Annotated in this window: 16 protein-coding genes; 9 read left to right on the top strand and 7 right to left on the bottom strand. The window is 65.6% G+C overall.

The features are described from left to right. Positions 1–64: 64 nt before the first annotated feature. The 6 genes from DOM57_RS19225 to DOM57_RS19200 form a co-directional block, all read right to left on the bottom strand. Entirely contained in the window at positions 65–1,792 is a 1,728-nt protein-coding gene (locus tag DOM57_RS19225; protein WP_110650799.1) for an AMP-binding protein, read from the bottom strand. A gap of 49 nt (positions 1,793–1,841) precedes the next feature. Then, on the bottom strand, positions 1,842–3,032 hold the full coding sequence (locus tag DOM57_RS19220) for an acetyl-CoA C-acyltransferase (protein ID WP_110650797.1): 1,191 nt from the start codon (positions 3,030–3,032) through the stop codon (positions 1,842–1,844). 82 nt (positions 3,033–3,114) lie between these two features. Continuing rightward, a complete protein-coding gene (locus DOM57_RS19215) occupies positions 3,115–3,885 on the bottom strand; it encodes an SDR family NAD(P)-dependent oxidoreductase (RefSeq protein WP_110650796.1) in 771 nt (256 codons plus the stop codon). Next, positions 3,872–5,035 (bottom strand): enoyl-CoA hydratase/isomerase family protein, encoded by a 1,164-nt coding sequence (locus tag DOM57_RS19210; RefSeq protein ID WP_110650795.1) that lies wholly within the window; start codon positions 5,033–5,035, stop codon positions 3,872–3,874. Before DOM57_RS19210 ends, DOM57_RS19215 begins: the two co-directional genes overlap by 14 nt. Beyond that, the gene (locus DOM57_RS19205; protein ID WP_110650798.1) at positions 5,032–5,844 is read right to left on the bottom strand and encodes an enoyl-CoA hydratase; all 813 of its coding nucleotides are present in this window, start codon (positions 5,842–5,844) and stop codon (positions 5,032–5,034) included. Before DOM57_RS19205 ends, DOM57_RS19210 begins: the two co-directional genes overlap by 4 nt. A 14-nt stretch (positions 5,845–5,858) precedes the next feature. Continuing rightward, complete coding sequence (locus tag DOM57_RS19200; RefSeq protein WP_110650794.1) at positions 5,859–7,037, bottom strand: acyl-CoA dehydrogenase family protein; 1,179 nt, start codon at positions 7,035–7,037, stop codon at positions 5,859–5,861. A gap of 273 nt (positions 7,038–7,310) precedes the next feature. On the opposite strand from DOM57_RS19200, the gene DOM57_RS19195 reads away from it, so the two are divergent. The 5 genes from DOM57_RS19195 (at position 7,311) to DOM57_RS19175 (ending at position 14,506) form a co-directional block, all read left to right on the top strand. Then, a complete protein-coding gene (locus DOM57_RS19195; protein WP_110650793.1) occupies positions 7,311–8,528 on the top strand; it encodes a thiamine pyrophosphate-dependent dehydrogenase E1 component subunit alpha in 1,218 nt (405 codons plus the stop codon). Further along, positions 8,525–9,502, top strand: a complete 978-nt coding sequence (locus DOM57_RS19190; protein WP_110650792.1) for an alpha-ketoacid dehydrogenase subunit beta — start codon at positions 8,525–8,527, stop codon at positions 9,500–9,502. The genes DOM57_RS19195 and DOM57_RS19190 overlap by 4 nt, the downstream gene beginning before the upstream one ends. Before the next feature lie 14 nt (positions 9,503–9,516). Then, on the top strand, positions 9,517–11,124 hold the full coding sequence (locus tag DOM57_RS19185) for a dihydrolipoyllysine-residue acetyltransferase (protein ID WP_110650791.1): 1,608 nt from the start codon (positions 9,517–9,519) through the stop codon (positions 11,122–11,124). 46 nt (positions 11,125–11,170) lie between these two features. After that, entirely contained in the window at positions 11,171–13,018 is a 1,848-nt protein-coding gene (locus DOM57_RS19180; protein WP_110650790.1) for a protein kinase domain-containing protein, read from the top strand. Positions 13,019–13,159: 141 nt separating this feature from the next. Next, positions 13,160–14,506 (top strand): sodium-dependent transporter, encoded by a 1,347-nt coding sequence (locus DOM57_RS19175; RefSeq protein ID WP_110650789.1) that lies wholly within the window; start codon positions 13,160–13,162, stop codon positions 14,504–14,506. A 123-nt stretch (positions 14,507–14,629) separates the two neighbouring features. Here DOM57_RS19175 and DOM57_RS19170 read toward each other — a convergent pair whose 3' ends face one another. Further along, positions 14,630–14,818, bottom strand: a complete 189-nt coding sequence (locus DOM57_RS19170; protein ID WP_110650788.1) for a PA3496 family putative envelope integrity protein — start codon at positions 14,816–14,818, stop codon at positions 14,630–14,632. A gap of 201 nt (positions 14,819–15,019) precedes the next feature. On the opposite strand from DOM57_RS19170, the gene hexR reads away from it, so the two are divergent. The 4 genes from hexR to DOM57_RS19150 all read left to right on the top strand — a co-directional run bounded on the left by hexR (position 15,020) and on the right by DOM57_RS19150 (position 21,325). Next, positions 15,020–15,877 (top strand): transcriptional regulator HexR, encoded by an 858-nt coding sequence (gene hexR, locus DOM57_RS19165; protein ID WP_110650787.1) that lies wholly within the window; start codon positions 15,020–15,022, stop codon positions 15,875–15,877. A gap of 255 nt (positions 15,878–16,132) precedes the next feature. Beyond that, the gene (imuA, locus tag DOM57_RS19160; protein ID WP_110650786.1) at positions 16,133–16,744 is read left to right on the top strand and encodes a translesion DNA synthesis-associated protein ImuA; all 612 of its coding nucleotides are present in this window, start codon (positions 16,133–16,135) and stop codon (positions 16,742–16,744) included. Positions 16,745–16,748: 4 nt separating this feature from the next. After that, the gene (locus DOM57_RS19155; protein ID WP_110650785.1) at positions 16,749–18,158 is read left to right on the top strand and encodes a Y-family DNA polymerase; all 1,410 of its coding nucleotides are present in this window, start codon (positions 16,749–16,751) and stop codon (positions 18,156–18,158) included. Further along, the gene (locus DOM57_RS19150; RefSeq protein ID WP_275425991.1) at positions 18,155–21,325 is read left to right on the top strand and encodes an error-prone DNA polymerase; all 3,171 of its coding nucleotides are present in this window, start codon (positions 18,155–18,157) and stop codon (positions 21,323–21,325) included. The genes DOM57_RS19155 and DOM57_RS19150 overlap by 4 nt, the downstream gene beginning before the upstream one ends. Positions 21,326–21,459: the final 134 nt, after the last annotated feature.

Raw genomic sequence — 21,459 nt, 5'->3', positions numbered from 1 at the left:
GTCTACCCGACTATCGAGAGAAGGGCAGAAAGAACGGGCGCGGCTGCACGGGGCGTGCTGCGGCTCAATCTAGCCCCAGTTCGTGACTGGTGGTCTGGCGCATGCGGAATTTCTGCACCTTGCCGCTGACGGTCATCGGGAAATCGTCGACGAACTTCATGTAGCGCGGAATCTTGTGGTGGGCGATGCGTTCGCGGCAGTAGGCGCGCAAGCCCTCGGCGTCGAGCTCGGCGCCCTCCACCAGGCGAATCCATACCGCCACCGCCTCGCCGTAGTGGGCGTCCGGCACGCCGAACACCTGGGCATCGGATATCGCCGGATGCGTATACAGGAACTCCTCGATCTCGCGCGGATAGAGGTTCTCGCCGCCGCGAATGATCAGATCCTTGATGCGTCCGGTAATGGCGACGAAGCCGTCGTCGTCCATCATCGCCAGGTCGCCACTGTGCATCCAGCCCTGCGCATCGATCGACTGACGAGTGGCCGCATCATTGTCCCAGTAGCCGAGCATCACGCTGTAGCCGCGAGTGCAGAGCTCGCCGCTGACGCCGCGCGGCACGATCCGACCGCTGGCGGCGTCGACGATCTTCACTTCCAGGTGCGGATGAATGGTGCCGACGGTGGAGACGCGTTTGTCCAGCGGGGCGTCGGGCAGGGTCTGCAGGCTCACCGGGCTGGTCTCGGTCATGCCGTAGCAGATGGTGACGTCTTTCATGTGCATGCGCTCGATCACCCGCTTCATCACCTCGATGGGGCAGTTGGAACCGGCCATGATCCCGGTGCGCAGGCTGGAGAGATCGAAGTTGGTGAACTCGGGGTGTTCGAGCTCGGCGATGAACATGGTGGGTACGCCGTAGAGGGCGTCGGCGCGCTCTGCTTCCACTGCGCGCAGCGTTGCCTCGGGGTCGAAGCCATCGTTGGGATAGATCGCGGTGGCGCGGTGTGAGAGGCAGGCCAGGTTGCCCATTACCATGCCGAAACAGTGGTAGAGCGGCACCGGGATCACCACCCGTTCGCCCGGCTGCAGGTTCATCCCGCCACCGACGAAATAGCCGTTGTTGAGGATATTGTGATGCGTCAGCGTCACCCCCTTGGGTGCGCCGGTGGTGCCGGAGGTGTACTGGATGTTGATCGGATCGTCGAACTGCAATTCGGCCTGCTGTTGCGCCAACCGCTCGACGGAGACGCCGTCGGCGAGGGTAGGCAGCTCGGCCCAGTGCCACATGCCCGGTGTGGCGAGCGCCTCGTCGAGACAGATCACGTGCTTGAGGTGAGGTAGCACGGCGCAGGCGAGTGTACGTTCGCCGGCTAGCATCCGATTTCCTGCGAGCGGCGAATCCCGCAGCTCTGGTGCCAGCTCGCAGAGAATATCGACATAGTGCGACTTGATCACGCCGCCGATCCGGTAGGCGCCCTGCAACACCAGGGTGGATAGGCTGGACTGGGTGAGCGCGTGTTCGAGTTCGTGGGCGCGATAGCTGGGATTGAGATTGACCAGAATCGCGCCGATCTTGGCCGTGGCCAGTTGAGTGATCGTCCATTCGGTGCCATTGAGCGACCAGATGCCGACCCGGTCGCCGCGTTCGACGCCCAGCGCCAGCAGCGCTCGCGCGGTGCGATCCGTCTCCGCGCGCAGTTCGCTATAGGTGTAGCGCAGATCCTGGTGGCAGCTGACCAGCGCTTCACGCTCGGGGCATTCGCTGGCGGCGGCATCGAGGCAGTCGCCGATGGTCATGCCGATCAGCGGTAGATCGCTGGTGCCGCTGACGTAACTCATATCGCTTGCGTTCATGGTGGCGTCTCCCTCGAGTGCCGAAATGCGGCTGTCGGCCGCCATCGTGCTATCGCAATCGTTCTATCCCCACCGCCGTGGCTTCGCCGCCGCCGATGCAGATGGCAGCCACGCCCCGTGTCAGGTCGTGATGGCGCAGCGCGTTGAGCAGCGTGACCAGGATGCGCGCGCCGGAGGCGCCGATCGGGTGGCCCAACGCGCAGGCGCCGCCATGCACGTTGACCCGCTCATGGTCGAGGTCGAGCTCGCGCATCGCTGCCATCGCCACCACTGCGAAGGCTTCGTTGATCTCGTAGAGATCGACGCTCTCCCGCGACCAGCCGAGCCGTTTGTACAGCTTGCACACGGCGTGGATCGGCGCCACCGGGAAATCGCCCGGGCGCATGGCGTGGCTGGCGTGACCGTGGATCCGGGCCAGCGGCGTCAGCCCCAGCCGCTCAGCCTCTTTCTGGCGCATCATGACCAGTGCCGCGGCGCCATCGGAGATCGAACTCGAATTGGCGGCGGTGACCGTGCCACCTTCGCGGAAGGCCGGTTTCAACTGCGCGACGCGGTCGATATTGGCCTTGTATGGCGGCTCGTCGTGTTCGACCCGCCGGGTCTCGCGACCGGCGGGAACGTCGAGCGAGACGATCTCCTCTAGAAAGATTCCCTCGTCGATTGCCTGCCGGGCGCGGGTCAGCGAGGCGATGGCGTAATTGTCCTGCGCCCCACGGGTGAAACCGAAGGCCTGGGCGCAATCCTCGGCATAGGTGCCCATCAGCCGCCCCGGCTCGTAGGCGTCCTCGAGCCCGTCGAGGAACATGTGATCGAGCACCTGCGCGTGCCCCATGCGCAGCCCGGCGCGGGCCTTGGGCAGCAGGTAGGGCGCGTTGCTCATGCTCTCCATGCCGCCGGCAATGGCGTGCTCGGCGTTACCCAGCGAGAGCGTGTCGAACGCCTGCATTACTGCCTTCATGCCGGAGCCGCACATCTTGTTGACGGTGGTGCAGGGCGTCGACTCGGCGAGCCCCGCGCCGAGTGCCGCCTGGCGGGCGGGAGCCTGGCCCTGGCCGGCCGGCAGTACGCAGCCCATCATCAGTTCGTCGACGGCATCTGGCGTCAGACCGGCGTGTGCGAGGGCGCCGCGAATCGCCGCCGCGCCAAGCTGCGGGCAACTCAGCCCGCCGAGCGAACCTTGGAAGGCGCCCATCGGCGTGCGCTTGGCGCCGACGATCACGACCGGGTCTTCGGATTTCATGGTCGACTCTCCGATATTTTCTGCAGGGTCACTCATCGATGCCTCCTAGCGGTGGCGGAAAAGTTGGCGAGCGCCCCTTTTTCTACGTTGCCGACATGCGAATGCCGCCGTCGAGCCTGATCACCTCCCCGTTGAGATAGCGGTTTTCGAGGATCTGGCGCACCAGCGCGGCGTACTCCTCGGCGTGGCCCATGCGCTTGGGGAACGGCACTTTGGCGTTCAGGCCGTCGCGTACCTCGGCGGGCATGTCCTGCATCATCGCGGTATCGAAGATGCCGGGGGCGATGGCCATGACGCGAATACCGGAGGCGGCCAGTTCGCGGGCGGCGGGCAGGGTGAGGCCGACCACGCCGGCCTTGGAGGCAGCGTAGGCGGCCTGGCCGATCTGGCCTTCGAAGGCGGCTACCGAGGCGGTGTTGATCACCACACCGCGTTCAAAGTCGTCGTCTTCCGTCGGGTTGTCCTGCATTGCCGCCACCGCCAGGCGCAGCAGGTTGAAGGTGCCGATCAGGTTGATGTCGACGACGCGGCGGAAACTGTCGAGGCCATGAACGCCGCGCTTGCCGTGGATCTTCTCCGCCGGGGCGATGCCGGCGCAGTTGATCAGCCCGTGAATGGCGCCGAAGCGCTCGCGGGTCGCGGCGATCGCGCGCTCGCCGTCCGCTTCGCGGGTGACGTCTGCGGTTACCGCCAGAGCGCTTTCGCCCAGGGCTCGCGCCTGCGTCTCGACGGAATCGGCATCGTGATCGACCAGCGTCACGCGGGTGCCGGCGTCGATCAGCATGCGCGCCGTAGCTGCGCCCAGCCCGGAGCCGCCGCCGGTGACGATGAAGGTGCGCTCAGCCAGTTGCATGGGTCGGTTTCTCCTCGGCAGGCCGGTCGACGAGACCGCGTAGCGGATGGTCATCGCCTCCCCACGGGGAGACGAAGCAGGCCTGGATATCGGCTTCCGGCACTTCGCCGTGGCGGTGGCGCCAGCCCGGGTTCCTGTCCTTGTCGATCAGCAGCGCTCTGACGCCTTCGGCAAGATCGCCCCGCGCGGCGCAGGCAAGCGAAAGCGTCAGTTCCTCGCGCAAGACTTCGGCTAGAGACAGCCGCCGGGTGCGCGCCAATTGACGCACGATCAGCCGGGCCGACAGTGGCGAACCCGCCGCCAGGGTCTTCGCCGCACGGGCCAGCCAGGGATCGTCCGAATCGCTGGCCGCGATGATTCCGGCGATCAGGGATTCGGCGTCATCGGCGTCGGTCAGGGCGTCGATGCGTGTGAGTCTCGGCGCGAGCTGGGGTTCGGGGGCGAGCATCTGACTGTCCCTGGCGTGTGCACGCAGCACGCGATTGATGGCGGCAATCGGCTCGCGCCAGTCGGCTTGGCGTAGATCTTCCAGCACCGCGTCGCGACGATTCTCGCCGATCAGGCGGTCGGCGAGTCCGACGAACAGCGCATCGCTGGCGTTGAGTCGCGTGCCGGTCAGGCCCAGGAACAGCCCGCTGCGACCGGGCATGCGATTGAGGAACCAGCTGGCGCCGACGTCGGGGTAGAGGCCGATGGTGATTTCCGGCATCGCCAGTTGCGATCGCGGCGTGACCACGCGGTGCGAGGCGCCGGCCATGAGGCCGATACCGCCGCCCATGACAATGCCGTCGCCCCAGACGATGACGGGCTTGGGATAGCCGTGGATCGTGTGGTCGAGGCGATATTCGTGGCTGAAATAACGTGCCACGAAGCCGTCGCTGGCCTCGGGGTCGTGTCCGGTTGCCCCGGTGACGATGGCGCGATGCAGGGCAACCACGTCGCCGCCGGCGCAGAAGGCCTTGTCGCCGGCGCCTTCGAGCCACACCGCGACGATCTCGGGATCGTTGGCCCAGGCTTCGAGTTGCGGCTGGATGGCGTCGATCATCGCCAGCGACAGCGCGTTCAGACTCTTGGGCGCGTCGAGAATGAGCGTGCCGATATGGTGGCCATCGTCGGTGGCGAGCCGGTCGATCTGAACGTTCGTCGTCATGATGACTCCGGTCGTTGCCACTGCGGCGAACGCTTGTCGAGGAAAGCGCCGATACCCTCGCTGGGCGCATCGGTGTCGAACAGTTCCAGAAATAGCTCGCGTTCCATGCGGTAGCCGTTCGGCAAGCCGTGGTCGCGGGCGTTCATGATCAGGCGCTTGCAACGATCGAGAGCGTCCGGGCTCTGCTGGGTGCTTTGCTCGGCCAGACCGAGCGCCGTCTCCAGCGCCATGCCGGTATCGACCACGTCTTCCACCAGGCCAATCGTCAGCGCCCGCTCGGCATCGATACGTTCGCCGCACAGGATCATGCGTTTGGCCCAGCCTTCGCCGATGAGCCAGGGAAGATGTTGCGTGCCCCCGGCACAGGGCAGCAATCCTACCTTGGCCTCCGGTAGCGCCAACTGCACCTGACGCTCGGCGATACGGATGTCGCAGGCCAGTGCGCACTCCAGCCCGCCGCCCATGGCGTAGCCGTTGATCGCGGCGATGCTGACGCCGTGGAACGCGCTCAAGGCCTCGAAGGCGCGGCCGAAGCGGGTCGCCATGTCGAGTGCAGTGGACTTGCCGCCTTCGGCGAAGCGCTTGAGATCGGCCCCGGCGGAGAAGAATTTTTCACCGGCGCCGACGATCACCAGGGCATGAATCTTCCGGTCAGCGTTTAGCGTCCCGATATGGCGCTCCAGCGCTGCCAGCGATTTCTCATGCCAGGTGTTGGCGGGCGGGTTGTCGATGATGAGCAGAGCAATGGCCCCGCGTCGCTCCACGCGCAGTCCGTCGCCTTCATGGTCGACGCTCGCGGTGTTCGTCATGTTCTCCGTTTCTGTCATGACAGCACCTCCAGATTGTCCTTGTCGAGCAGGCGGCGGGCCACCACCAGGCGCATGATTTCATTGGTGCCTTCGAGAATCTGGTGGACCCGGCAATCACGAACGTGGCGCTCCAGTGGATAGTCGCGTAGATAACCGTAGCCGCCATGGAGCTGTAGCGCCTCGTTGCAGATCGCGAAGCCCTGGTCGGTGGCGAATCGCTTGGCCATGGCGCAGTAGAGCGTAGCGTCGGCATCGCCGCGATCCAGCTTGGATGCCGCCAGGCGTACCATCTGGCGTGCCGCGACCAGTTGGGTGGCCATATCGGCGAGCTTGAACTGCAATGCCTGGAAACTGGCCAAGGGTTTGCCGAACTGTTCACGCTCGTTGAGATAGCGATGAGCGGTTTCCAGTGCCGCCTGGGCGGTGCCGACCGAGCAGGTGGCGATGTTGATGCGCCCGCCATCCAGCGCACGCATGGCGATCTTGAAACCCTCGCCCTCCTCGCCGAGGCGGTGGTTCGCCGGTACGCGTACGCCATCGAAGCTGATCGCTCGGGTCGGCTGACTGTGCCAGCCCATCTTCTCCTCGGCCTTGCCGTAGCCGATGCCCGGCGTATCGGCGGGCACCGCGAAGGCAGAAATGTCGCCGGCGCCGCTGTCCGCCGTACCCGTGCGCGCCATCACGATCAGCAACTGCGTACTGCCGGCGCCGGAGATGAACATCTTGCTGCCGTCGATTACGTAACTGTCGTGATCACCGTCGCCATCGCGCCGCGCCCGGGTGCGCAATGCGGCGGCATCGGAACCGGCATTGGGCTCGGTCAGACAGTAGGAGCCGAGCGTTTCGCCAGCGATCATCGATGGCAGCCAGGTCTCGCGCACGCTATCCGTGGCGTAGCCGGCAAGTATGCCGTTGACCATGTTGTGGATGGTCAGGAAGGCGGTGGTGGAAGTGCAGCCCTTGGCCAGTTCCTCGATGATCAGTGTGGCATCGAGTCGGCTCAGCCCCAGGCCGCCCTGTGCCTCGGGGATGTAGAGGCCGCAGAAGCCCATTTCGCCGGCCTGACGCAGTGTTGCGATCGGAAATTCGCTATTGGCGTCCCATGCGGCGGCGTACGGGGCAAGTTCGCGTCGCGCGAAGCTGCGCGCGGCTTCCCGGTAGGCTCGTTGGTCATCGTTGAGTTCGAAATCCATGACGAGGTCGTGTCTCTGAAGGGATTGGCACGTGGTGCCTTTTGGGCGCTGATACGTGCGTCGTTGTTCTGTTCTAGCGACGCTTTCGCCGACAGAACAATAGGACCTAGGGTTGAAAGACCAAGGTCTGATGGCAGCAGGTTGACATTAACGTCAAGGTCATTTGTTGAAGCGACCGTCGAAACCGGTCGGTCCCGACTTGGCGGGCCCATGTCAGGGGAAGCTCACGAGGCATCCCTGGAACCTTGGCCACGTATCCCAGGAATGAGGCATATGACGACGACCAGGTCAGCAGCGAAAACCGTGCATGCGCCGGCGTTCACCAACGGCGACGATATCCATATTCCGCTGTTCACCCTGCTCAAGCCCGATGGCAAACCATACGCGGGCGGCGCGACGATCAGCCTAGACGAGGAGAAGGCGCGGCGCGTCTATCGCGCCATGCTTTATACCCGCATTCTCGACGAGCGCATGATGGCGGCCCAGCGCCAGGGCCGGCTGAGTTTCTACATGCAGTGCACCGGCGAGGAAGCGGCGGTGATCGGCAGCACCGCCGCGCTGAAAGACGACGACATGATCCTGGCCCAGTATCGCGAGCAGGGGGCGCTGGCCTATCGCGGTTTCACCACCGACGAATTCATGGACCAGCTGTTCGGCAACGAGCGCGATCCGGCTCACGGTCGTCAGATGCCGATCCACTATGGCTCGCGGGCGTTGCACTACCAGACGATCTCCTCGCCGCTGGCGACCCAGATTCCCCAGGCCGTTGGCTACGCCTATGGCCAGAAGCTGGCCGGCACCGGCAACTGCACGCTGACGATCTTCGGCGAGGGCGCGGCCTCGGAAGGCGACTTTCACGCTGCGCTCAACATGGCGGCGGTGCACAAGGTGCCGGTGATCTTTCTATGCCGCAATAACGGCTACGCCATCTCCACGCCGGTCGCCGAACAATTCGCCGGTGACGGTGTTGCCGCCCGTGCCTTCGGTTATCGCATGCAGTCGATCCGGGTCGACGGCAACGACATCCTGGCGGTGTTCGAGGCGACCCGCGAGGCACGGCGGCTGGCGGTCGAACACAACGAGCCGGTACTGATCGAGGCGATGACCTATCGTCTGGCGGCGCACTCCTCCTCCGATGATCCCTCCGGCTACCGCAGCAAGAAAGAGGAGGAAGCCTGGCGCAAGAAGGACCCACTCGCGCGCATGCAGCGCTGGCTGCTCGATCGCGGCTGGTGGAACGAGGAGGAAGAGCGCGAGCTGACCGAAACACTGCGCCGCGAGGTGCTGGAGACCATGAAAAAGGCCGAGAAGCGCCGGCCGCCGGCGCTCGGGACGCTGGTCAGCGATGTCTATGCCGAGACGCCACCGCTGTTGGCGGAGCAGTTGCGCGAACTCGAGGCGCATATCCAGCGTCATCCCGATGCCTATCCCAAGAGCGCACCCTGGCTGAATGAGGAGGGGGGATCGGCGCGTGAGGAGAGCCGCGCATGAGCCGGATGAATCTGTTGCAGGCGGTCAACAACGCGCTGGATACCGCGATGGCCGCCGATGAACGCGTGCTTTGCTTCGGCGAGGATGTCGGCGTGTTCGGCGGTGTGTTCCGCGCCACCAGCCATCTACAGGAAAAGTACGGCCGCGAGCGCTGTTTCAATACGCCGCTGGTGGAGCAGGGCATCGTCGGTTTCGCCAACGGCCTGGCGGCGCAGGGCTCGACGCCGGTGGCCGAGATCCAGTTCGCCGACTACATCTATCCCGCCTTCGACCAGATCGTCAACGAGACCGCCAAGTTCCGCTACCGCTCCGGCAATCTGTTCGACGTCGGTGGGCTGACCATCCGTGCGCCCTACGGCGGTGGCATTGCCGGCGGCCATTACCATTCGCAGTCACCGGAAGCGTACTTCGCGCATACACCGGGCCTGACCGTGGTGATACCGCGCAACCCGCATCAGGCCAAGGGGTTGCTGCTGGCGTCGATTCGTTCGCCGGACCCGGTGATCTTCTTCGAGCCCAAGCGGCTCTACCGCGCCTCGGTGGGCGAGGTGCCGGACGAGGATTACGAGCTGCCGCTGCGTCAGGCGGAAGTGGTCAAGGAAGGCAACGACATCACGCTGCTGGCCTGGGGCGCGCAGATGGAAGTGATCGAGCAGGCCGCCGAGATGGCCGAGCAGGAGGGGATTTCCTGCGAGCTGATCGATCTGCGCACCATCGTGCCCTGGGATATTGCCACGGTGACCGACTCGGTACTCAAGACCGGGCGCCTGGTGGTGAGCCATGAAGCGCCGCTGACCGGGGGATTCGCCGCCGAGATTGCCGCTACCGTCCAGAGCCGCTGTTTTCTCTATCTGGAGTCGCCAGTCGAGCGGGTCACCGGGCTGGATACGCCGTTTCCGCTGACGCTGGAAAAGGAGTACCTGCCCGGGCCGTTGAAGGTCTTCGATGCCATTCACCGCTCGATGAACTTCTAGGGGGGCGAGTAGAGATGAGCGATTTTCTGCTACCCGATATCGGCGAAGGCATCGTCGAGTGCGAAGTGGTCAAGTGGCTGGTCAGCGAAGGCGACACCCTCGTCGAGGATCAGCCGGTGGTCGAAGTCACCACCGACAAGGCGCTGGTCGAGATTCCCGCGCCCCACGCCGGCCGCGTGACCCGACTCTATTATCGGGAAGGCGAGACGGCGCGGGTCCATGCGCCGCTGTTTGCGATCGAGAATGTCGACGAGAGCGCTCGGGCGGGGCATGGATATCAACCGCCGAAACCGATCGCCGCCACCCCCGAAGACGAAGCCTTGCAGCCGCCCGCACCAGATGCGGACAAGCCAGAATCGGCGGCGTCGAAGGATTTCATTCTGCCCGATCTGGGCGAAGGGATCGTCGAGTGCGAGGTGGTGGCCTGGCGCGTCGAGGAGGGCGACGAGATCGCCGAGGACCAGCCGGTGGTCGAGGTCAGCACCGACAAGGCGGTAATGGAGATCACCGCGCCGGAAGCGGGACGTCTGGTACGCCAGTACTGCCGGTCGGAGCAGACCACGCGGGTACATTCGCCGCTGTTCGCCTATGTTCCTCTCGATACGCCCGCGGCTGATACGGTTCCACATGAAACACGGGCGCCGGTGGACGCCGAGGTCGGGGGCGCGCCGGCGCCGACGACGACACCGCCATTGGATTGGAAACGCATTCCAGCCAGCCCGGCGGTGCGTCGGCGGGCACGCGAACTCGGCCTGCGCCTCGAGCAGATTCCCGGCAGCGGCAAGGAGGGCCGGGTGCTCAAGGAGGATGTGCTGGCGTTCCAGCAGCGCCGTGAGCAGGCCGAGAAGAACAAGAAGACCAAGAGAACCGAAGAGCCGGATCGGCCGGTTTCGACCGCGTCGGAAGCCGCGTCTTCCGGCGAACGCGTCGAGCCGCTGCGCGGCGTGCGCGCGGTCATGGCCAGGCGCATGAGCGAAGCGGCGGCGACCATTCCCCACTTCGCCTACGGCGATGAGTTCGATGTCACCGAACTGCTGGCGCTGCGCGAACAGCTGAAGCCCGAGTTCGAGGCGCGCGGTGCCCGGCTGACGCTGATGCCGCTGCTGATGAAGGCGCTGGCATTGGCCGTGGCGGAGTTCCCGCTGCTCAATTGCCGGCTCGACGCGGACGCCGGTGCCATCCATTACCAGTCCCGGTGCAATATCGGCATGGCGGTGGATAGCGCCGGCGGCCTGCTGGTGCCCAACGTCAAGAACGTCGAGCGGCTGACCCTGCGCGAGGTCGCCGCCGAGGTCGAGCGCCTGACCCAGGCCGCCCGTCAGGGGCGGGTCGATCCGGCGGATCTCAAGGACGGGACGATCAGCATCTCCAATATCGGCGCGCTGGGCGGTACCCACGCGATGCCGATCATCAACCCGCCGGAGGTGGCGATCGTCGCCCTCGGCCGGGTCCAGCGGCTGCCGCGCTTTCTCGACGATGGTTCGGTGGCGGCGCGTTCGATCATGACCGTGACCTGGGCGGGCGATCACCGGGTGCTGGACGGCGGCACCATCGCGCGCTTCTGCAATCGCTGGAAAGGCTATCTGGAAAGCCCGCAGACGATGCTTGCCGATCTCCGCTGAGCGTTGCCGCTCCGCATGCATTCGAACTTCGGACGAGAGAAGGCCGATGACCACCGGGCCGGAGGGGCTGCAGCAGTTCTACATTCCCGAAGAGCAGTCGGTCTATCTGCTCAGCCAGAGCCAGGCGCGGCAACTTCGCGAGTGGATCGAGCGCTGCCGTCGACAGCTCGTGCAGGTCGGTTATCGCGACGTCGAGGTGGTGGGCAAGGGCGCCTACGGTTTCGTGTTTGCCGGCATCGATGCCGCGGGCGCCAGCCATGTGTTCAAGTTCACCCGCCAGAATCTGCCGCAGCACTTTCACGAGCGCCTGGAGGAAGAGGCGTTCATGCTCGAACAGGTGGACCACCCGCGAGTGCCCCGGCTGGTCGCCTACCGCACCCTGCGCCATCAGGCGATGCTGGTGATGCAGCGTGCGCCGGGCATCAATCTGGAAGAGTTCTCGCTGCGAGAGGGGCGCTTGCCGCCACGCCTGATCATCCGTATCGCCGCCCAGCTGGCGGACATCCTACGGGCGCTACGTGATGAAACCGGTAATCGACGGATCGTGGTGCATGGCGACATCAAGCCCTCCAACCTGATGTTCGATCCCGATACCGAACGTATCGCGCTGATCGACTGGGGCTCGTCGGTCTTCGCCCAGCTCGACGCCAATGATCAGTTCGTCGCGCGCAACGTGATGGAATTGATGTCCGCCGATCTGCAGCAGACCAACGCGCGCATGGGCGATGTCTACTTCATTGGCGAGGAGCAACGGAACGGTGCGCTGTCGTCGCCGCGCTTCGACGAGCAGGGCGTCGCCGCCACGCTCTATGCGCTGGCCACGGCACAATCCAGCCGCTTTGGCCGCGAGGCGATTCCGGCGGCTTCGCTGGGCCTGCCGATCGAATTCGCGCGGGTGCTGGATACGATGCTCGGCGACGACCCCGCCCTGCGCCGGCGCGCCGGCGACTACTTCCTCCAGCACATGCCGCGCATCGCCCGAACGGTGATGCGCGAGCCGGCCGGGACGGCGGAAACGCCGCTGGTCCCGGTCTGGGTGCGCCCCCTCGAGCGGGAAGTGGAGACGGTGGTCTACAGCTCGCGCAAGGCGTTCCTGCGCGAGGACTCCTTGCTCAAGAACGACGCCGACGACACCCTGAGCGCGGTCAACGACGTCCAGCTCGACCGCTACTACAAGCACTTCATGCAGGGCATGGGCGATCTCGAGAAGGCGTTTCTGGTCGCCGTGGGCCGGCTGGGGCGGTATCCGGTGGTGGGCGGGCTGGCGGTGCGCTGGAGCGATGCGGGCGTCGATATCGATACCACGCTGAGCCTGCATGAAGGCGCGCTCAAGACCGCCTTCGTCGCGGCGGTCAACAACATGGTCACGCTGGCGCGGGCGATCCATCGCCGCCAAGGGGTGTTCAAGGCGTGCCTGTTCAACGCCCGGCGCACGCTGCATATCGACCGCGATGATCCAAGCCAGCCGTTCGCGCCCGACCCCGAGTGGACGATCCCCTATGAAGTCAGCCCGACGCCGGAGCTGGAGGATGCCAGCCGCGAGCACTCCTACTTCGAGGATGGCCCGGACCCGGAGGAGTTCCTGCGCCTGCCGCCGGTGATGCTCGAGGCGCTGTCGCGCCTGAACGCGATCCATCACACCGGCATGATCATCTTCGAGGCGCTACCCACCCATATGAAGATTCACAGCTACTACCGGCTGCTCGATCCGGCGCGGGAAATGGAGTTCAGAGCGTGTCTGGAGACGCTGATGGCGGCGATACCGCAGATCGATGGATTGGGCATCTCCGGCTACATGAAGATGCCCTACAAGAATACCCGCCACTTCGCCTGGCAGGCGCGCCTGCCGGAGCGCTACCATCCGGTCCGCTCACGAAGTCCGTTCGGCGAATAGCCTTTTGTACAGGATCGTGACGTTTTCTAACGGATTTCATCCCTTTTCATTGCTTTTCCAGCGGAATGAAAGCTGAAAATTCCTCGAACCGTTATAATCGCCCCGCGAATAAAACAGCAATACATAGTCGATGGTGAATTGATGGCTAACGAATCCCATACCCACGCGCAGTGGTCCTCGCGCACGGCTTTCGTGCTGGCGGCAACCGGCTCCGCCGTGGGTCTCGGTAATATCTGGAAGTTCCCTTACATGGTGGGCGACAGCGGTGGCGCAGTCTTCGTGCTCGTCTACCTGGTGTGTATCGCGCTGATCGGACTGCCGATCCTGGTCGCCGAGTGGCTGCTGGGTCGGCGCGGGCAGTCCAATCCGATCAATACCATGCAGAAGCTGAGCGGCGACTCGAAGCTCTCGCCCGATTGGGTGCTGGTGGGGATCGCCGGGGTGCTGGGGTCGTTTTTGATCCTGTCGTTCTACAGCGTGGTGGGCGGCTGGTCGCTCAACTACACCTGGAGCACCTTGACCGGCGACCTCGGCCAGTCCAGTGGCGTCAGCGTCGATGACTACTTCACCACGCTGCTGGGCCGGCCGGGGACGTTGCTGTTCTGGCATACGCTGTTCATGCTGCTGACCTTCGGCATCGTCGCCTGTGGCGTCAAGGGCGGCCTGGAGCGCGCCGCCAAATGGTTGATGCCGCTGTTGATCGTGGCACTGATCCTGCTGATCGGTTACGGCGCCACCACGGCGGGTTTCGGCGAGGCATTCGCCTTCATGTTCGCGCCCGACTGGAGCAGGCTCAACGGTGGCGTCATTCTGGCCGCGCTGGGCCACGCCTTCTTCACGCTCTCGCTGGGGATGGGGATCATGATGGCCTATGGCTCCTACCTGGGGCAGGAGGTCAATCTGATCAAGACGGCACGCACCGTGGTGATTCTGGATACCGTCATTGCCCTCGGCGCGGGTCTGGCGATCTTTCCGGTGGTCTTCGCCAACGGCATGGACCCGAGCGCCGGTCCGGGACTGTTGTTCGTCACCCTGCCGCTGGCGTTCGTCGATATGCCCTGGGGGCTGGCCTTCGGCACGCTGTTCTTCGCATTGTTGACCGTGGCCGCGCTGACATCGGCGATCTCGCTGCTGGAGCCGGTGACGGAATTCCTCGAGGAGCGCACGCCGCTGTCGCGTCTCGGTTCGGCCTTCTGCGCGGCGCTGGCGGCCTGGACGCTGGGGATCGCGGCGCTGCTGGCATTCAATCTCTGGTCGGGTTTCCAGCCGTTCGGACTCAACGTGTTCGATCTGCTCGACACCCTTACCAGCAAGCTGATGCTGCCGCTGACCGGCCTGGCGGCGATCGTCTTCACGGCGTGGTTCCTGGATAGCGAAGGCGTCAAGCAGGAGCTGGGCCTGGGGCCGAAAGGGCGCGTGCTGTGGCACTACGTGTCGCGTTACGTGGCGCCGATCGGAGTCGTCGTGGTGTTTTTCAACAGCCTCTGAACCCCGTTTCAAGGCGTGACCGGGACTCATGCGCCAGAGGATTCTGGCGCTTTTATGCAGCGGCCGCGGCCCTCTTCGGGGACGCGGCCGCCGTTGTTGGCGTCGTGGCGCTCGCGAGCGTCTCTATTCGGGCAGTTCGGCGATGTCTTCCTGGAGCCGGCGAATCTCTTCGCGCTGCTCGATACCGCGGCGAGCCTTGAGATAGCGCACGGCTGCCCTGCGTTTGCGTTGTTCGTGCTCGTCGACTTCGAGATGCATGAAAATGTCGAGAATTTCGCTCTTCAGAGTGTGAAGATTTTCGATGTCCTTCATTGATCGAATCTCCTGGCATCCTCAGATCCGTCGGGTTGACGCCCGACAGGCATACTATACCGAACTTTACAAGATCGTGACGTGCCACTTTTTTCTTCCTTTCAACGCACCGCTCCAAGATGCCCCGAGACGGCGAGTGGGGCATACTAGGCGCTGAATCCGAGACCGAGATCGCCCGATGTTCCGATTCGAGGGCCAGCCATGAGCCGTTCGCTGTTCGATGAATTGCGCGTGCACATGGATCGCCTGCGGCGTTCCGAACAGAAAGTCGCGCGCTTCGTGCTGCGCCATCCCGACGAAGTGATCCTGATGCGGATCACCGACCTGGCCAGCGAGGCGCAGGTCAGCGAGCCCACGGTGGTGCGCTTCTGCCGCGCCATGGGCATGGCCGGCTTCCAGGAGTTCAAGCTCAAGCTGGCGCAGATGATGGCCAAGGGCAGCCAGTACGCCCAGTTCACCATGAACGACGGCGACAGCGTGGCCGAGTTCTCCCATGGCATTTTCGACAGCACCATCGAAACGCTCGAACAGGTTCGCGATCGGCTCGACAACGAGGCCCTGGGCCGCGCGATCGCCGCGCTGGCGGTGGCCAACCGGGTCGAGTTCTACGGCTATGGCGCTTCGGGAATCGTTGCCGCCGATGCCCAGCACAAGTTCTTCCGCCTGCAGATCCAGACCTCCGCCTACTCCGACCCGCACCTGCAGGCGATGTCCGCCGCCACGCTGCAGGCGGGCGATGTGGTCGTGGCGATTTCCCAGACCGGCCGCACCAAGGCACTGGTCGGCAGTGCCAAGACGGCGGTCAAGGCCGGCGCCACGGTGATCGGCCTGTGTCCCAGCGACTCCCCACTGGCCCGAGAAGTCACCCTGACGTTGCCGATCGACGTGCAGGAGGACACCGAGATCTACATCCCGATGACCTCGCGCATCGCGCATCTTCTGACTATCGACGTGCTCGCCGTCGGCGTGGCCAAGAATCGCGGTCCGCAGATCAGCGATCAACTCAAGGCGATCAAGCGCAGTCTCGGTACGCTGCGCTATTCCGGCAACGCCTCCTGAGTCCTGGCTCCGCGAGCAAACCAGCGGCGTTCATCCGATTTTCTATCTACTGACCGATGCGCTCCCACGGTGCACCTGTCGCCTGGCTGGCGTAGCAGTTGCCATGCCATGGTAACTGTATATATAGACAGTATTGGGTCTTGTCGGTAACACTACGGGTATCGATTGGGCATTCGTGGACATCAACATGTCGTATCTTCCGTGGCTTCACCGCTATCGCTTCCGGGCAGGGCATTCCCGTCGGGGAGCGGTGTCATGAGCGCACTGGATACGCTGCTCGATAGCCGCCAGGTATGGCGGGCGCAGAAGGCCATACACGAGGATCGCCAAGGCGCGATCGCGACCGGCCATGCGGCGCTGGATGCCGTCTTGCCCGGCGGCGGCTGGCCGCGGGCGGCGGTGAGCGAGCTGCTTGTCCAGGGGGCCGGAAGCGGCGAACTGGCGCTGCTGTGGCCGCTGCTGGCGCGATTGACCCGGGCCGAGCGTCCGCTGGTACTGGTATCGCCGCCGGCGATTCCCTATCCGGCGGCATGGCGTCGCGCGGGGGTACGACTGGAGCGGTGCCACTGGCTGGACGTGGGCGGGCGTGAAGCGCTATGGGCAACGGAGCAGTGCCTGCGGGCCGCCTGCTGTGCAGCGGTCGTCGCCTGGTTGCCCCAGGCCGATAGCCGCGCCATGCGCCGGTTGCAGGTGGCGGCGGCCAGCGGCGACACGCTGGCGTTCGTGCTGCGACCGCTGGCGAAAACGCGCGAGGCTTCGCCGGTGGCGCTGCGTTTGCGGTTGCATCCGCATGCCGAGTTGGAAGTGCTCAAGTGCCGGGGTGGCTGGCCGCCGACGCAGCGTATCGCCTTCGGCGGCGAGGCGTGACGCCATGCGCTGGGTCTGTCTGCTGTTTCCTCGTCTGGCGCTGGAAGGGGCCCTGCGTCGCCGTCCCGACCCGTGTGCCCCCTTCGCGCTGATCGCAGGCCCGGCGCAGCGTTGGCGCATCCGCGCCGCCAATAGCGCCGCCCGGGAGCAGGGCGTCAAGCCCGGCCAGGCGCTGGGGCTGGCCGAGGCGCTGTGCCATGAACTCGAGGTCGCCTCTTTCGAGGCCACCGAGGTCGAGCGCTGGCGGCAACGGCTGGCCGCCTGGGCCTATGGCTACAGCGCCCAGGTGAGTCTTCACTATCCGCATGCGCTGGTGTTCGAGGTCGCCAGCAGCCTGGCGCTATTCGGCCCCTGGCCGCGGCTGGAAGCGCGGCTGCGCACGGAACTGGCCGAACTCGGTTTTTCCCATCGTCTGGCGATCGCGCCCAATCCGGCGGCGGCGCGGGTACTGGTCAATGCCCATGATGGGCTGGCAGTCGGCGACGCCGAACTGGAGCCGGCCCTGGCGGCGCTGAGGCTCGATCGCCTCGGACTCGAAGAGGAAACCGTACAGACCCTGCAGCGTAGCGGTCTGCGTCGCCTGGGCGAGCTCTTCGGCATTCCGCGCGGCGCCCTGACCCGCCGTTTCGGTGGCACGTTGATGCGCCACCTGGGCGAACTGCGCGGTGAATGGCCGTTGGCGCTGGACGTCTACCGCCCCGCCAGGCAGTTCTCCCGGACCTTCGAGTTCGATCGACCCGTTCACGCCATCGCCGGGCTCGCCTTTCCGCTCAAGCGCCTGTTGCAGGAGCTGGGCGCTTTTCTGATCGGCCGGGACGCCGGGGTCGAGCGCTTCCGGCTGACGCTCGGGATCGAGGATGGGCCGCCGCAGCGCATCGACATCGGCCTGCTCTCGGTACAGCGCGATCCCGGGACGCTGCTCGAGTTGACCCGCACGCACCTGGAACGCGTGCGGCTGGCCGGGCCGGTGATGACGCTGACGCTGTCGGCGACGCGGGTCGCGGCCTATATGCCGACGCGACGGGAGTTGTTGGACGGGCCGGCACGCCAGGCCCAGGCCTGGGCGGCCCTGCATCAGCGCCTGGTCGCCCGTCTCGGCGAGTCGGCGCTGCGACCGCTGATCGAGCATCGGGAACATCGTCCGGAAGCGGCGGTGCTGGGCGGGGCCGGGCCAAGCGCGGGGGGGCGCATCGAGCATCGCCCCCGTCCAGGCTGGCTGATGGCCGAGCCGTACCGCTGCGATGGCGACGTGGCACGGCTGCTGGCCGGGCCGGAGCGGATCGAAAGCGGCTGGTGGGATGGCGGCGACATCCGCCGCGACTACTATCTGGCGGAATGGACCGATGGCCGACACGCCTGGGTCTGGCGCGAGCCGGGCGGCGAAGGCCTCTATCTGCATGGGTGGTTCGGGTGAGCGATACGGATTCGCGCTTGGCGGTGACCGATGCCGCCAACGACGCCCTGGCGCCTGCCGTCGCCTTGCCGGACTATGCCGAGCTGCATTGTCTATCCGCGTTCAGCTTCCAGCGCGGCGCTTCCACTGCCGATGAGTTGTTCGCGCGAGCCGCGCGGCTCGGCTACCGGGCGCTGGCGATCACCGACGAGGCGACCCTGGCCGGGATCGTGCGTGCCTGGCAGGCGGCGCAGGTGCATGACGTGGCGCTGATCGTCGGTGCCGAGTTTCGCACCCAGTGCGGCATCAAGCTGGTGCTGCTGGTGGAGAACCGCCACGGTTACGAGAAGTTGTGCCGGTTGATCACCCAGGCGCGAGGCCGAGCGCCCAAAGGGCAATATCAGCTGTTCGCAGCGGATCTCGACGAACTCGATGGCGGTGACGGCCTGTTCGCGCTGTGGATACCGCAAGAATCGCCGGATCGCGCCATCGGCGAGCGGCTCTCGCGAGCCTTTCCCGAGCGGCTGTGGCTGGCCGTGGAGCTTCACTACGGCCCGGACGATGCCGGCCGCCTCCGCTGTCTGCTGGCGCTGGCCGAGTCGCTGGGCATCCCGGCGCTGGCGGCGGGCGATGTGCACATGCACGCCCGGGGCCGGCGCGCGCTGCAGGATACCCTCACCGCCATTCGTCACCACCTGAGTGTGTTCGATGCCGGCGTCGCGCTGTTCCCCAACGGTGAGCGTCACCTGCGCACGCGGGAAGCCTTGGCGGTGATCTATCCCCGCAAGCTGATGTCGGAGAGCGTGGCGCTGGCGGCGCGCTGTCGTTTCAGCCTGAGCGAGCTTCACTACACCTACCCGCATGAAGTGGTGCCGGACGGCAAGACGCCGGCAGAATGGCTGCGCGAGCTGACCGACGAAGGGTGTACGCGGCGCTGGCCGGACGGCGTGCCGGAGACGGTCGCTCGGCAGATCGACTACGAGCTCACGCTGATCGAGGAGCTGGGCTACGAGCACTACTTTCTCACCGTGCACGACATCGTCGACTTCGCGCGGCAGCAGCAGATCCTGTGCCAGGGGCGCGGTTCGGCGGCCAATTCGGCGGTCTGCTACGCGCTGGGAATCACCGAGATCGATCCATCGCAGTCGGCACTGCTGTTCGAGCGTTTCATCTCCAGGGAGCGCGACGAGCCGCCGGATATCGATGTCGATTTCGAGCATGAGCGGCGCGAGGAGGTGATCCAGCACATCTTCCGCCGTTACGGGCGCCACCGGGCCGCGCTGACCGCCGTGGTCAGCCACTACCATGCCGCCGGCGCGATCCGCGACGTCGGCCGGGCGCTGGGCTTCGTGCCGGAACGCATCGATGCGCTGGCCCGCTGCGCCGGACGCTGGAGCGACCACATGCCCGATGAGGCGCGCCTGCGCGAGCAGGGTTTCGAACCGGCGGAGCCGATGCTCAAGCGCCTGCTGGTGCTGGCCGACTCGCTGATCGGCTTTCCGCGTCATCTCTCCCAGCATCCCGGCGGCTTCGTCATTTCGGACGCGCCACTGGACACCCTGGTGCCGGTGGAGAACGCGGCCATGCCCGAACGCAGCGTGATCCAGTGGGACAAGGACGATCTCGACCTGGTCGGCCTGCTTAAGGTCGACGTGCTGTCGCTGGGGATGCTGACGGTGCTGAGGCGCAGCTTCGACCTGCTCGAGCGGCATCGCGGGCTCGACTACGGTCTGGCGGATCTTCCGCCTGACGATCCCGAGACCTACGCCATGATCCAGCGCGCCGACACCATCGGCGTGTTCCAGATCGAGTCCCGCGCGCAGATGGCGATGCTGCCCCGGCTCAAGCCGGCCAAGTTCTACGATCTGGTCGTCGAGGTGGCTATCGTGCGCCCCGGTCCGATCCAGGGCGACATGGTGCATCCCTATCTCAAGCGACGAAATGGCGAGGAGCCGATCAGCTATCCCTCGCAAGCCTTCGAAAAGGTATTCGAGCGCACCCTGGGCGTGCCGCTGTTCCAGGAGCAGGTGATGGCGCTGGCGGTGGAGGCCGCCGGCTACAGCCCCGGCGAGGCCGATCAGCTGCGCCGCTCGATGGCGGCCTGGAAGCGCCACGGCGGGCTCGAGCCGCACCGCAAGCGCATCGTCGAGGGCATGTGTGAGCGTGGCTACGACCAAAACTTCGCCGAGCGCATCTTCGAACAGATCAAGGGCTTCGGCAGCTACGGTTTTCCCGAATCCCACGCCGCCAGTTTCGCCCTGCTCACCTATGCCAGTAGCTGGCTCAAGTGCCATGAGCAGGCGATCTTCGCCTGTGCGCTGATCAACAGTTGGCCGATGGGCTTCTATTCCCCCGATCAGATATTGCAGGATGCGCGGCGCCACGGGGTCGAGGTGCGCCCGGTGGACATCCGCGTGAGCCAGTGGGAGAGCACCCTGGAACCGGCCGGCGAGGAGACGGACGAGCTGGCGATCCGCCTCGGTCTGCACATGATCAAGGGGCTTGCCGTGAGCGATGCCGAACGCTTGATCGCCGCCCGCGACACGCCCGGCTGCGACGATATCGAGCGCCTGGCTGCCCGCGCCGGGGTCAAGCGGGCCGTCTTGACGCGTCTTGCCGATGCTGGCGCGCTGGAGAGCCTGGCCGGCGATCGCCACCGCGCACGCTGGGCGATCGCTGGAGTGGAGACCCAGAAGCCGCTGTTCGCCGAGGTCGATATCGAAGAGGAGGAACCGATGCTGCCGGCGGTCGAGGTCGGCGAAGCCCTCAAGACCGACTATGCCACCCTTGGCACCACGCTGGGTCCGCATCCGCTCTCGCTGCTACGCGAGGAGTGCCGTGCGGGGCGAGCGCGTGGACTCGGTGGCGTGGTGGATTCGCAGCGGCTGGCCGAATTGCCGAGCGACGTCGACGTTGCGGTGGCCGGTCTGGTGGTCGGGCGTCAGCGCCCCGGTACCGCCAGTGGTGTGATATTCGTGACCCTGGAGGACGAGTTCGGCATGGTCAACGTCGTCGTCTGGCGGCATGTCGCCGAGCGCTATCGTCGGAGTTTGCTCGAATCGCAACTGCTGCGCGTGGCCGGCAAGCTCGAGAGTCACGATGGGGTCCGGCATGTGATCGCCAGACGTCTGGTCGATCTCACGGGATTGCTGAACGGACTGAGCACGCGCAGTCGGGATTTCCACTGAGCGCTCACGGGCGGCCGGACTGGCAAACCGGCTGCGACCTATGCTTAGGTAAGAACCATTCCGTCACGCGCCTGATACGGCGTGGTCAATCGACGACGATTCCTTTTTCAATGATTTAATGTAACTATTCAGGT

Origin of the sequence: Salinicola peritrichatus (genome assembly GCF_003206715.1) — a bacterium.
Classification (GTDB): Bacteria; Pseudomonadota; Gammaproteobacteria; order Pseudomonadales; family Halomonadaceae; genus Salinicola; species Salinicola peritrichatus.
Note: the sequence above shows the minus strand (reverse complement) of the source record. Positions and strands in the feature narration are given on the sequence as shown.